The sequence below is a fragment of the Lactobacillus kullabergensis genome, from assembly GCF_003151025.1.
GTDB lineage: Bacteria > Bacillota > Bacilli > Lactobacillales > Lactobacillaceae > Lactobacillus > Lactobacillus kullabergensis.
Genome location: NZ_CP029477.1, coordinates 1,882,730 through 1,895,993 on the forward strand (window position 1 = coordinate 1,882,730; position 13,264 = coordinate 1,895,993).

At 36.5% G+C, this 13,264-nt stretch carries 14 protein-coding genes; 5 read left to right on the plus strand and 9 right to left on the minus strand.

The window, feature by feature from the left end:
- Positions 1-58 precede the first annotated feature (58 nt).
- Entirely contained in the window at positions 59-1,078 is a 1,020-nt protein-coding gene (gene gap / locus DKL58_RS08845) for a type I glyceraldehyde-3-phosphate dehydrogenase (RefSeq protein ID WP_109586868.1), read from the minus strand.
- A 104-nt stretch (positions 1,079-1,182) separates the two neighbouring features.
- Between gap and DKL58_RS08850 the strand changes: the two genes are divergently transcribed.
- Complete coding sequence (locus tag DKL58_RS08850) at positions 1,183-1,914, plus strand: LysR family transcriptional regulator (protein WP_162542358.1); 732 nt, start codon at positions 1,183-1,185, stop codon at positions 1,912-1,914.
- A gap of 47 nt (positions 1,915-1,961) precedes the next feature.
- Here the strand turns inward: DKL58_RS08850 and DKL58_RS08855 are convergent, their stop codons facing one another.
- The 4 genes from DKL58_RS08855 to DKL58_RS08870 are packed head-to-tail and all read right to left on the minus strand — an operon-like array spanning position 1,962 to position 4,400.
- Positions 1,962-2,801, minus strand: a complete 840-nt coding sequence (locus DKL58_RS08855; protein ID WP_109586870.1) for a hypothetical protein — start codon at positions 2,799-2,801, stop codon at positions 1,962-1,964.
- A 25-nt stretch (positions 2,802-2,826) separates the two neighbouring features.
- Entirely contained in the window at positions 2,827-3,162 is a 336-nt protein-coding gene (locus tag DKL58_RS08860; protein ID WP_109586871.1) for a hypothetical protein, read from the minus strand.
- A gap of 15 nt (positions 3,163-3,177) precedes the next feature.
- Entirely contained in the window at positions 3,178-3,939 is a 762-nt protein-coding gene (locus DKL58_RS08865; RefSeq protein WP_109586872.1) for a LiaF transmembrane domain-containing protein, read from the minus strand.
- Complete coding sequence (locus DKL58_RS08870; protein ID WP_045928768.1) at positions 3,939-4,400, minus strand: LytTR family DNA-binding domain-containing protein; 462 nt, start codon at positions 4,398-4,400, stop codon at positions 3,939-3,941. The genes DKL58_RS08865 and DKL58_RS08870 overlap by 1 nt, the downstream gene beginning before the upstream one ends.
- Positions 4,401-4,702: 302 nt before the next feature.
- On the opposite strand from DKL58_RS08870, the gene DKL58_RS08875 reads away from it, so the two are divergent.
- Together DKL58_RS08875 and DKL58_RS08880 are read left to right on the plus strand one after the other, a co-directional pair.
- On the plus strand, positions 4,703-4,975 hold the full coding sequence (locus DKL58_RS08875; RefSeq protein ID WP_038524621.1) for a type II toxin-antitoxin system RelB/DinJ family antitoxin: 273 nt from the start codon (positions 4,703-4,705) through the stop codon (positions 4,973-4,975).
- A 12-nt stretch (positions 4,976-4,987) separates the two neighbouring features.
- Complete coding sequence (locus tag DKL58_RS08880; RefSeq protein WP_045928769.1) at positions 4,988-5,305, plus strand: type II toxin-antitoxin system PemK/MazF family toxin; 318 nt, start codon at positions 4,988-4,990, stop codon at positions 5,303-5,305.
- A 157-nt stretch (positions 5,306-5,462) separates the two neighbouring features.
- On the opposite strand, the gene DKL58_RS08885 is transcribed toward DKL58_RS08880, so the two are convergent.
- The 3 genes from DKL58_RS08885 to DKL58_RS08895 form a co-directional block, all read right to left on the minus strand.
- A complete protein-coding gene (locus DKL58_RS08885; RefSeq protein WP_109586873.1) occupies positions 5,463-7,274 on the minus strand; it encodes an FAD-binding protein in 1,812 nt (603 codons plus the stop codon).
- A 191-nt stretch (positions 7,275-7,465) separates the two neighbouring features.
- Positions 7,466-8,761: an adenylosuccinate lyase gene (purB, locus tag DKL58_RS08890; protein ID WP_109586874.1), complete on the minus strand. Its 1,296-nt coding sequence runs from the start codon at positions 8,759-8,761 to the stop codon at positions 7,466-7,468.
- A gap of 3 nt (positions 8,762-8,764) precedes the next feature.
- The gene (locus DKL58_RS08895) at positions 8,765-10,054 is read right to left on the minus strand and encodes an adenylosuccinate synthase (RefSeq protein ID WP_109586875.1); all 1,290 of its coding nucleotides are present in this window, start codon (positions 10,052-10,054) and stop codon (positions 8,765-8,767) included.
- A gap of 194 nt (positions 10,055-10,248) precedes the next feature.
- Between DKL58_RS08895 and DKL58_RS08900 the strand changes: the two genes are divergently transcribed.
- A complete protein-coding gene (locus DKL58_RS08900; RefSeq protein ID WP_109586876.1) occupies positions 10,249-11,241 on the plus strand; it encodes a GMP reductase in 993 nt (330 codons plus the stop codon).
- A gap of 163 nt (positions 11,242-11,404) precedes the next feature.
- On the opposite strand, the gene DKL58_RS08905 is transcribed toward DKL58_RS08900, so the two are convergent.
- The gene (locus DKL58_RS08905; protein WP_109586877.1) at positions 11,405-11,734 is read right to left on the minus strand and encodes a helix-turn-helix domain-containing protein; all 330 of its coding nucleotides are present in this window, start codon (positions 11,732-11,734) and stop codon (positions 11,405-11,407) included.
- Between the two features lie 380 nt (positions 11,735-12,114).
- On the opposite strand from DKL58_RS08905, the gene dgoD reads away from it, so the two are divergent.
- Positions 12,115-13,263 (plus strand): galactonate dehydratase, encoded by a 1,149-nt coding sequence (dgoD, locus tag DKL58_RS08910; protein WP_109586878.1) that lies wholly within the window; start codon positions 12,115-12,117, stop codon positions 13,261-13,263.
- The last annotated feature ends 1 nt before the right edge of the window (position 13,264 follow it).

Sequence of the window (13,264 nt, forward strand, 5' to 3'; positions counted from 1 at the left end):
TTTTTTTATTGATGATATACAGTTTTTAATTTATTAAAATAGCAGTAAAATTTTGAAATTAATCAAGTTGGGCAATCTTTTGGAGTGTTCTAATCATTTGGGCTACAAAGCCGGACTCATTATCATACCAGGCGTAGCCTTTAACTAATTGTGCACCATTATCACCAGTTTCAACCTGAGTCAGAGTTGGATCAAATACCGAACCAAATTCAGTGCCAATAATATCTGATGAGACAATTTGGTCGTCATTATAGCCAAAAGAAGCATTGCCTTCGGTATGCTTTTTAATTCTAGCGTTAAATTCTTCAGCCGTAACTTTCTCTCCCAAAATAGCGGCTAGTTCAGTAATAGAACCAGAAATAACCGGAACTCTTTGTGCAATACCCGTAAGTTTGCCATCCAATTCGGGTATAACTAGTCCAATAGCTTTTGCTGCTCCAGTTGAATGCGGAATAACATTAGCAACAGCGGCACGAGCATTACGGACGTTGCCACCACGATCAGGGCCATCCTGTAACATCTGTGAAGCTGTGTAGGCATGCGTTGTAGACATAATTCCCACCTGAATGCCAAATTCATCGTTCATTGCCTGAGCTAGTGGTGCCAAGCAATTGGTGGTACATGAGCCTGCGGAAATAATTTGATCAGAGTCAGTTAATTGATCATCATTTACACTGTAGACAATTGTCTTCATATTGCCTGCAGGAGCAGAAATTAAAACTCTTTTAACACCGGCATCAAGGTGAGCCTGTGATTTTGCAGTTGAAGTGTAAAATCCGGTACATTCAAGTACTATTTTAACCCCGTCGTTTTTAACCCACGGAATTTGACTAGCATCTTTTTCCGCATAAACCGGAATATTTTTACCATCAATTACAATACTATTAGTTGTAGCAGTTACTTCATGATTAAATTGACCATGCGCAGTATCATATTTTAATAAATGTGCTAACATAGCTGGTGAGGTTAAGTCGTTGATTGCGACAATTTCAATGTCGTTACTGGCCACTTCATAAATTCGCCGTAAAGCGAGCCGACCAATGCGACCAAAACCATTAATACCAATTTTTGTAGTCATAATAAGTTCCCCCTTTAGATTACAAAATTAGTATATTAAAATTAATTCACCTTGCATAATCCGAGATTATAATAGGGTTATCACTTTTAATGATATGGAGTATTATGAATTTTAACGATTTATATATTTACCAAACAATTTATGAAACTAGATCACTGAATAAAGCGGCATTGAAATTGGGCTACACTCAATCCAATATTACGGCCAGGCTCAAAGCATTGGAGCGAGAACTGAAAGCACCACTTTTTGTGCGTTCTAATTTAGGGGTCAAACCAACTAAAAATGGGCAAAAAATGTATCATTTTGCGACTAAGGCACTACAAAACTATCAAAACTTAAAAGACGATTTAACCAGTAACAAACCAAAAGTTTTAATCTCTGAGTTGCTTTTTGGCTATGTTATTACCCAAAAGAAACAGTTTGCACTTGATCAATATGAAGTCATCATTAAAAGTACTAATGAAATTCAAGAATTATTGACTAAGCATCCCTATGACATGGTCTGGGCCTTTACCCCGATCACTTTACCCCAATATTCGTTAATCAAGAAAAGTCATTTACAAGCTTGTTTTTTAAAAGGCAAAAAGCAGGAAAATAAAAGAGTACCGGTTGCCATAAACGCAGACATAAATTGTCCGTTTCGTAACTTGACTCTCAAATTAACGCAGAATAAAAACAGTGTCACTGAAATTGATTCACTGGAAATGATTTTAGAGCTAGTCAAAAAAGGCCAGGCAATTGCATTATTGCCTAAATACTTAATGAATGATGATTTAGTTGCAGCTGATTCGCAAAGTTGGAATATCCCCTATTATTTTTATCGCTATCAATTATAGATAAGTAAAAAGACGCCATTATTTGAATAACGGTGTCTTTTAAATTTCTAGTTCAGTTCCTTTAAATACGTTTCATAAACTGGACACAGATTAAACGCATACTTGCTGTAAGTCCGCGTTGCTAATGGGTCTGTAGAGTCAAATTCACCACTTAAAGTTTGATATTTTGCTTGTGCCCAATTTAGCAATTGTTGTTGCAATTGGTCTAATAAATTAGGCTTAACAGCACCCATCCATCCTAAAGTCAATTCTTGAGGGGTATCCTCAAAAGAAAAGCAATAAGCCTTAATTTGTCCAGCAGCAATTAGCGCTAAGGGAGCGTGTTCAAGTTGATCAGTGAAAATGGTTTTGCTCCACTCACTAAGAGGTATCTTTGCAACCGGATTTGCTAAATGATTTTTTTGATAATCGGAGAAACTCACTTGTGCCAGCCTATTCATTATTACAGAATCTTTTTTTATTTCATGTAGAGTGACCATCTGTAAATCAGTCGCAATTAGAATATTTTTCAGTGCCCTTTTCAAGGGCATCTGGGGTTCTACAGTAGTTCTGATTAACTTAAAACCATTTTTTTGACCAATGGCATTAAAGAGTAATTGCGGTGCATAATCATAAGTAATTAAAGCGTTTTGGTGATTTTTTTGGGCTTTTGCCGTTAAATCCGTCAATATTTGCTCATAAACCTGCATTTGTTCACCGCTGGTTAATCTAGGTGCAAGATAGCCCGCAAAATTTAAGGAACAAGGGTGAAAAGCATTTTGCCAACAGGTCATTAACCCGACTGGCTTATTTTCGAGATAATAGGCTTGTGTATGTTGAGGAAATTGTTCTACAGCTTCCTTAATTTTTCTATCTGGACTTACATTGGCTAATAATGAGCCATACATAATTAATAATCTCCTTTATGGGCTATTATTTTTTCGCCCGTAAAATTTTGGCCTTGGCATCATTGTAGCCGTCAATGTAGCGTTCTATTTCAATTGCTTTATTCTGGGTAACACGATTAACTAAGTTAACACCTTTTTTAGGAAAATCCTTGAAAGAATGACTCTCTGCATAGTCCTTTTTGGCTTGTTCATAACCCATTTGATAATCACTGAGAGAACTCTTTTTCACAGCAGTTTTTGCTGCATGATAGGTATAATCATTGGTATCACGCCATTTTTTATATGCTTTTTCAGCATCTTTATAGTTTCCGGCTTCATAATTTTCTTTGACATAATCATGTAATTGTTTTAAATTAACCATTTTATTTTCCCCAAGTTAAATATAATTAACTTCCACATCACCCATGCTGAAATGCCCAGTTAGCATTAATGTAGGACCGTCACCGGTAGATTCGTCATTAATATCCAATTCTCCCAGAGCTAGGTTTAAGTTATCACTGTTGACTTTCCATGAAGTTGGAACGTAAATTTCAATCTCACCCATAGTGCCACTAATGTCAACGGTCACTACATCGCCTGCAGCTTTAGCCTGATCAAGGTAGACTTCAACTTCACCCAAAGAAGAATTAATTGTTATACTGCGTAAATTTTGTGAATGAACGTAGCGCGAAACTGATGATAAGCGCTGATTGATTACTATATCTTCTCCATCAACTTTTCCAGTACCGCTACTGAATACGTTATTATCAATTCTTGAGCGATTATTGCTAAAGTTCTTCCATTTGCCGTCTTTTTTCTGGTTAAAATAGACTATCCTGGGAAACCAGCTTCTCTTAAAAATCAGCGTTAAGCCTAAATAAATTAATAACGCCGCCACTAAGACCGTCCACGGTACAATTTTGGTAATATGCAAGGGTTCAGCGTAAACAATTAATAAAAAGGCAATGGAAAAAGTTGTACCAAACAAACTTTTATTAGCCACGCTTTCGATCAGTGCTGCTCCGAATATTATAGTCCAAATAATCATGCTTACTTTTAAATGAAATGAAAGCAGATGCAGCTGATTAAGGACTAAGAATACGGCAGCTGCTACTAGAGCAATGCCCCAAAATACTTCTCTAAGTTTAAATTTTTTCATTATGATGACCTTCTCTCGTTTAACCTATCATTCAAATTGTGATAGTAGTGACGTGAAACATAGACAGTTTTATAAGAATCGCGAAAATTAATCTTACAGTTAGAAATCGAACGTGTTAACGCATAAATTTGATTTAAATTTAAAATTGTTGACTTAGATACCCGCATGAACTGATTATTTAACAAATTTTCTAGTTCATAGAGTTTGTAGTCTACGGTAAAGGCATCCTTGGCAGTATGTGCAATCACCTGTTTATCTTCTGTTTCAAAAAATAAAATCTCATTCATGCTCAAGTAATAGGACACATTATCTTTTTTGCCTTCTATTTGGTCAGGATGTTCACTGATACCTTGCAACTGTCGGTATATCTGTTCAACTTCTGGCGTCACAGATTTAGCATGAATTGTTACACTGGTATCGTCATCTTCCATATCCGGATTCAGTTCTATTTTTATTTTCACGCTTCTCACCTGCCCTTCATCACTTGATGATTTAATTAAACGCTTATTTTAATGTAAAATCTAGCACTTTTAACTAAGTGGCAATTATAAGAAACCAAGTGGCATATTTTTTTGATTCAGAAGAAACAAAAAATTCAAGAGCACTAAAAAAGCCGTAATTCGCTTTAATACGAAATACGGCTAAAATATGGTTTTATTTAAGACAATTTTAGACTAAAATTTACAAAAAGTACCTAAAATATGCTATTTTAGGTATTTTTATGATATTATTTATGTAATAAAATAATTTCGGGAGGCAAATTATGGCAACTAAGATTGTTACTAAAAGATACTCTGTTAATATAGACAAACAAATAGCGGATACTGCAGAGCTAGTTATCAGAAAAATTGGTCTTAAACCTAATGATGTGATTTCAATGATGCTTACACAGATTGCTGACAAAGGTAAACTACCCGTAGCATTTTCAGTTGATGACTATGACCATCTAAAAGATGAAATTATTGCAGCTAGTCGTAAAATTCCTGCACAAAAGGTCGAAACCTCCGAAGAAATAGCTGACTTTTTCGCAGATTAAGGAGACCAGTTAATGAATTTGGGCGATATTTTTATAACATACCTTGAATACGAAGATGTACCAAACGGAAAAAGTCGGCCAGTTTTATATATTGAGCAGGATGATGAATTTTATTATGTATTTAAAATTACCAGTAAATATCAGAATAAATCAAAACACATTCGCGCAAAGTATGCTAAAATTACCGATTGGCAAAAGTCTGGCCTTAACAAGGAATCATGGATAGACTGTAATAAGCGTTATCAGCTAAGAATTGATAAAACAAGACTAAAAGGTATTGGTTACTTAACGGTAACTGATTTAAATAATCTTAAGAAATTTATGTGGTAGAGAACAACTGGGACAAGTATGAAAAAGGCACTGAGTTTTGATGTGAACCCTAAAATTAGGACAAATTTGGGGGTCATATCATTTTGATACTCAATGCCTTTTAATTGTTCTAAGAGAAGCAGGTTTTTTCAAACCCATTTAAATTTCAAACAACCATTTATTTAATTTTGCTCAATGCATCCCTGACAGCATCTTTTAATCCTCTAGTAGTATTAGAGGCGCCCGAAACCGCATCTACGTCAACCTTATTTTCATCGACCATTTTTTGAGGTAATTCGTTAATTGCTTTTTGACCATAATCATCAGATTCAGCTTGTTTCAGCACCTCAACTTTTTTGAGGTTCTTTTGCTTATCAGCTGTTACTCTGACAACTATTTCATCTCCCATTCCTTTAGTAGATTTGCCGATATATTGTTCAGGTCCAGTTGGAAACTCTTCTTTTTTAATATCAGAATCAAGTGGTCGTGGCTTCACAGGTTTTGCAGGCTTAGGTGCAGATATGTTGCCTTCAGCAACATCATCTTTTGGGTGAGCAGCATTTTGACCGGCAATTTTACCAAAAATCAAACAATCGCCCAGATCAGAACCTCCTTGATACAGATTAGCCATGTTACTGCCGAGTTCACCGGCACCATATAAATGAGGAATCGGCTTGTGCTCAGGATCAAGAATTTCAGCTCTAGCATTTCTCCTAGGACCAGCTTCGGACCAGCCAATAGTTTGTACTAATGGAATTGCATAATATGGGCCGTTTTCTGAAAACGCACTTAATGTTGCAGGATCACGATGATAAGCATAATCATGCTTCTTTTCAGCAAAGAAGTTAAATTCATCGATTGTACTTTGCAGTTTAGCGACAGCAACTCCCATTTTTTCTGCCAATTCAGAAACAGTATCAGCTTTAATAACCGAATTAAGTGCTTTATTATCAGGAAAAGTATCAATTTCACTGATTTTGTCATATTGCTTTTGATCAAATACAAAGTATGGGTGAATTGGGTTCAACGGTTTATACCATGAGCCATTATTTTCTACATAACCTTCACGTGCTGCCTGATCTTCCTTAAAATAGCGTGTACCATCATCGCCAACTGTAAAAATACTGCCAGTAAAGAAGACAGGGTTGCCCATATAAAACGGAGCACGCTTCATTCCGGGTTCATAAAAGGCAAAAGCTTGTTCCATTCCGCCAGCTGCATACATTGACATATGCCACATATCTGCTCCTGCTTCGTGAGCAAGGTCAATGCCCTTACCTTTATTATAAAGCGAACCCAAAGGTACTAACTTGTGTGAGCCAATATAGTCTTGGATCATTTGTGGATTATTTTCGATACCACCAGTGGCTAACACCACTCCATTTTTGGCATAAATATTTAATAAAACATTGTCACGTTCAATTTGGGCTCCCACAACTTTCCTACCAGGAGTCTGGAGAATATGCTTAACAGGTGCAGAATACCAAACATCTATCTTATCACTGCGATCCAATACTTTTTGCCGTAGAATGTTCCACAAAGAAGCGTTAAAAATACCCTTCTCCATTGTAATCATGTCATAGCTTTTAGCTCCTGGTAAATTAGGATGATCGGCTATTACAGCGTCTTCTGGCAATCCTAAAATGGTTTTATAGCTAACGGGATTAGCAACATCCAGGTACTTTTTGAAATATTCTTTCATGTGTGTAATGCCATGAACAACTGTGTCTTCTATTTCAGGGTCAATATTAAAGTGTTGTGCCAAATGTTCATAGTAGGACCGATAATCCTCTTCGCTGCTACTGTAACCTACAAGTTCAGCAGCATATCTTGTATTACCACCTTCGTGACCTTCTGGAGCAGAATCAACCAGCAGCACTTTTGCACCACTATCAGCAGCAAAGCGAGCTGCGGTCGCACCGGCTCCACCGAAGCCCAAGACTACTACATCATAACTTGCATCGTAGTATGTATGTTCATTAACTATCATAATTGACTACCTCTTTTAAAAAAGAATCTTATTTTAGCTTAAAAGACTTAAATTTTTGCCTTTCAGCCTTTAAATATTATCTAGTGCTTATGTTAATAATATCACATAATCGCTTACATTTTTTATTTATCAGCAATTTAAATTCCATGACAAAAAGCAGCTCACTATTAAGTGAACTGCTTTACTATTTATTATTCTAAGCCAACTTTTTTAAAGATTTCATCAACATGACGCAAATGGTAATGATAATCAAATGCATCAGCTACATCATCTTCTGAAAGATAGTCCATGATTGGACTGCTTTCAACTAATTTTCTAAAGGAAATTCCTTCGTTCCAAGATCTCGTGGTTAACTTCTGAACCATATCATAAGCATCTTCACGAGAAAGACCAGCCTCATCAATTAATTTTAAAAGCAAGCGCTGAGAATAAATCAACCCATAAGTTTTATCCATGTTCTTAAGCATGGTTTCTGGAAAAACATCAAGATTGGTCAAAATGCGATTAAAACGATTGAGCATATAATCAATACCAATTGTAGTATCAGGTAAAATTACACGTTCAGCACTAGAATGGGAAATATCACGTTCATGCCAAAGTGATACATCCTCATAAGCAGTTATAATATGGCCCCGTAGAACCCGCGCCATACCACAAAGATTTTCCGAGCCAATAGGATTACGTTTGTGAGGCATCGCTGAAGAGCCTTTTTGCCCTGCACGGAAGTGTTCTTCTACTTCGTGAATTTCAGAGCGTTGCAGACTTCTAATTTCGGTTGCCCAATTTTCAATACTGGTGGCTATTAGCGCCAAAGTCGCAATATATTCAGCGTGTAAATCGCGTGGCAATACTTGACTGGTAATTGGCTGCTGGGTTAAGCCTAGCTGCTTTAAAACACTAGTTTCAACAGCTGGCGGTACGTTAGCAAAAGTCCCAACGGCTCCGGAAATTTTTCCTGATTCTACTCCTTTTGCTGCATGTTCAAAGCGTTCAATATCACGCTTAATTTCCGCATACCAGCGAGCTAGTTTTAAGCCAAAAGTAGTAGGTTCAGCTTGCACACCATGCGTGCGCCCCATTTCCACCGTATTTTTATATTTACGTGCTTTTTCAGCAATTGTCTTTTTTAATTCATGTAGATCTTGACGAATAATCGCATCTGCCTGTTTTAAGATATATCCTTGTGCCGTATCAACAACATCCGTCGAAGTCAGACCAAAGTGCACCCATTTTTTCTCTGGGCCTAGACTTTCAGAAACTGTTCGTGTAAAAGCAACTACGTCATGATGAGTTACCTGCTCTAATTCTGCCACCCGTTCAGGCGTAAAACTGGCTTTTTGCGTAATTTTAGCAGCATCTGCTTGAGGCACTTCGCCTAATTCACTCCAAGCATTGGTAGCAGCAATTTCTACTTTTAGCCATGCTTCATATTTATTTTCATCAGACCATATTTTACCCATTTCAGGGCGAGTATAACGTTCTAGCATAAATTACATTTCCCACGGATTTTGTAAAACGATTGTTTGCTCACGATCAGGGCCTACCGAAACAGTAACTAAAGGTATGCCTACAAGTTCTGAAACACGGTTTAAAAACTTCTGTGCGTTTTCTGGCAAATCAGACCAAGTCTTAGCACCTGTGATATCTTCTTTCCAAGCAGGTAATTCTTCGTAAACAGGTTGGCAGCGGTCTAATTCTTTTAGACTTGCAGGATAGTAATCAATTTTCTGACCATCAAGTTCATAAGCAGTTGCAATTTTAATAGTGTCAAAACCGCTAAAAATATCAAGCAAGTTAAGACTTAAACCATTGATGCCAGAAACGCGCTTAGCGTGACGTAAAGCGACTGAATCAAACCAGCCCACGCGGCGAGGACGACCGGTAACTGTGCCATATTCATGAGCAGTTTCGCGAATACGGTCACCAGTTTTATCCAATAATTCGGTCGGAAAAGGACCAGCACCAACACGGGTGGTATAAGCTTTGCAGACACCGATGACACTTTTGACCCGGTTAGCACCAACACCGATACCACTAGCAATTCCACCTGAAATTGTGTTCGATGAAGTAACAAAGGGATAAGTCCCTTCATCTATATCAAGCATAGTTCCTTGTGCACCTTCAAACAGTACTTTTTCATCATTATCCAGAGCATTGTTAATTAACACTGAAGTATCAGTGACGTATTTCTTCATTTTTTGACCATATTCAAAGTATTTGTCAAAAATATCTTCAAATTTCAGTGCCGGCTTGCCGTAAATTTTGGTAAATACTTCGTTTTTTTGCTCTAAATTAACGCGTAATTTTGCTGCAAAAGTATCTTTTTCAAGAAGATCACAAACACGAATACCAATTCTGGAAGCTTTGTCCATATAAGCCGGTCCGATACCATTTTTAGTAGTACCGATTTTTTGATCGCCCTTTGCTTCTTCTTGGTATTCATCTTGCTTGATATGGTAAGGCATGATGATATGAGCCCGGTTAGAGATCTTTAATTTACTGGTATCGATTCCCTTTTCAGCCAGATTCTCTAATTCGCTAAATAAAACCTCGGGATTAATAACAACGCCATTACCGATTACGGCCCCTTCTTTTGACGCAAAAATACCTGAAGGAATTAAACGCATCTTAAAATCTTGACCATTTATTTCAATAGTATGGCCAGCATTATTACCACCATTGGAACGAACAGTATAAGCAGCTTCATTACTCAAAAAATCAGTAATTTTGCCCTTTCCTTCGTCGCCCCATTGGCTACCAACAACTGCAACTGCTGTCATATTTATTCACCTCATTAAATTTCTACAAATATCACGTAAATAGTCTAGCAATTTACCATTCTTTAGTCAAATTTAAATGCGAATTATTATGGTGGTTATATTTTTAATAGTTCGATTTTTATATTGACAAAAAAAGCTTTTTTGATTATAGTGATTTCGTTTGTAAAGATAGTTAATAAGGAGCCGATTTACTTATGAGCAATTATTTCAGTATGGAAGCATTTGATTATGATGATATCCAGCTTGTTCCGAATAAAGGGATCATTAAGAGCCGTCATGATGCAGATACCAGTGTTAAGTTCGGAAACCGAACATTTAAAATACCAGTCGTACCTGCCAACATGGAAAGCGTAATTAACGATGACTTGGCGGTTTGGCTGGCCCAAAACGGCTACTATTATGTCATGCACCGCTTTCAACCTGAAAAGCGTTTCGCTTTTATCAAGATGATGCATGAAAAAGGTCTATTTGCTTCTATATCTGTTGGTATTAAAAAAGGCGAATATGATTTTATCGATCAGCTGGTTGCTGAAAACATTAAGCCTGAATATATCACGATTGATGTAGCTCATGGGCATTCTGTCTATGTTATTGATATGATTAAATACATCAAAGAAAAATTGCCAGATACTTTTTTAACAGCAGGCAATATTGCGACCCCAGAAGCAGTTCGTGAATTAGAAGGTGCAGGAGCTGACGCCACAAAAGTTGGTGTTGGTCCTGGCCGCGCTTGTATTACCAAGCTTAAAACCGGTTTTGGCACCGGTGGCTGGCAACTCGCCGCTTTAAGAATGTGCAGCAAAGTAGCAAGCAAACCGCTGATTGCTGATGGCGGTATCCGTTATAACGGCGATATAGCAAAGTCAGTTCGGTTTGGCGCTACCATGGTTATGATTGGCTCAATGCTTGCAGGACATGAAGAGTCCCCTGGTAATGTAATTAAAATTAATGGTAAAACCTATAAGCAATATTGGGGATCTGCTTCGGAAGTCCAAAAAGGTGCCTATCGCAATGTTGAAGGTAAACAGATGCTCGTTCCCTACCGCGGCCACATTGCCGATACCTTAAAAGAGATGCAGGAAGATTTGCAATCCTCAATTTCATATGCCGGGGGCAGAAATCTTAGTTCAATTAAATTAGTTGATTATGTAATTGTTAAAAATACAATTATGAATGGCGACAAATAAGCAATTTAAATTTTATCCCCAAATCATTGACAAATATGGTAATAATTTGCTTTTTCCGTTAAAATAATGTTATCCCAGTTCTGTTAGGTAGTCAGCGCTGGGATTTTTTGTGTTCAAAAAAAGAATTTATTTTATAACTATGCTTCTTTATTAATTTTAAAGTCTATTTTTTGTTTGTATTCATTACTCTTAATAATCTCAAAAAGTTAATTATTTGCTTCATTTCGCTATCAGTTATTATTTGATTATCAAGATATAAATTATCCATATTTTCAATATTATATTTTGAGTTCAGTTCACTGCCACTTAACCATCCTGGATTCACACCTAACACTTTGGCAAGTTCAATTACTCTGCCTTCTTTCGGAATATATTTACCAGCAAGATAATCATGTATATTCGATCTTGGTATGTGAGTTAACCTAGAAAGTTCAGCTTGCGTTAAGTGCGATTTATCAAATGCGTATTTAAAATTTGTTAAAAAAGAAGCCATTTTAGCGTTCCTCGAGCAATTCTATACGAAAAATATTGAAAAAATTTTTATTAAATTTTTCAATATTTTTTATTTTTACTTTAGTATTCATTGATTTGTACTGAAATCATAATTAAGTCTCATAAAATAGTATACACCTGTTAATGCAAAATGTACTGAAAACATAATTTTTTTCTTTATTTAAATCAAAAAATTTCGAAATTTTTGTTTATTTTTTTTATTAAAATTTTTACTCATCTAACCGCTACACCTATTATAGCGATATTGACATCGCTTACATTATGATGGATAAATACTTTAGTAAGTAATAAATTATTACTTTATCGATATTATTCAACTTTCTAGAAAGAGTTAGCAAATATTTTATTTGGAGGTCTATTATGAAAATTACTGATGTAACAGTTTATGTGGTGAAACCGCGCTGGATATTTTTAAAGCTCCAGACTGATGAAGGAATAAATGGTTGGGGCGAATGTGTTTCAGGTGCCAAAACTAATACTGTAGTAGCTGGCATTCACGAAGTAGCAAAAAATTTTTTATTTGGGAAAAATCCTTTTGAAATCGAAAAATTATTTCAAGAAATGCATAGATCATTTTATAGGGGTGGTCCAGTAAACGGGACTGTTATCTCTGGATTAGAAGTTGCTTTATGGGATATCAAAGGCAAAGCCCTTAATGTCCCAGTTTATGAATTGCTTGGTGGGAAAGCGAAAGAAAAAGTTAGAGTTTATTCCTGGATTGGAGGAGATCAACCTCATGATGTTGCACAACAAGCAAAAAAGCGGCTCGATATGGGATTTAATGCTATCAAAATGAATGCAACTGGTGCACTTCATTATATTGATTCCCCACAAAGGATTAGCGAAGTAGTCAACAGAATAAAAGCTATTAGAGATTGTTGTGGTGATGATTTTGATGTTGCAATTGACTTTCATGGCAGAGTCCATAAAGGCTTTGCAAAAAGAATGGCCAAAGAATTAGATCCATATCATCCAATGTTTTTAGAAGAAGTAGTATTACCTGAAAATCAAGAGGCATTTAGAGATGTTGCCCAGCATGTTGTTACTCCCCTGGCGACTGGAGAAAGGTTATATACACGATGGGAATGGAAAGATATTTTCCGTCAAGGTGCAATAGATATTGTCCAACCCGATGTACTTCTTTGTGGTGGCATTTTGGAAACCAGAAAAATATTGGCAATGGCAGAAGCCTATGATATGGCTGGTGCTCCTCATGCACCGTATGGTCCTGTAGCTCTGGCTGCAACTTTACAAGTAGATGCATGTACGCCTAACGTATTTATTCAAGAGCAAAGTCTAGGTATTCATTACAATAAAGAATACGATCTATTAGATTTCGTAAAAAATAAAGAAATCTTTGATTATAAAAACAGTTTCGTTCAGATACCTCAAGGTCCGGGACTTGGAATAGAAATGGACGAAGATTTTATTAAAAAAGTAGCTAGTCAAGGATTAGATTGGCACAATCCATCTTGGGAAACATATGATGGCTCAATTTCAGAATGGTAAA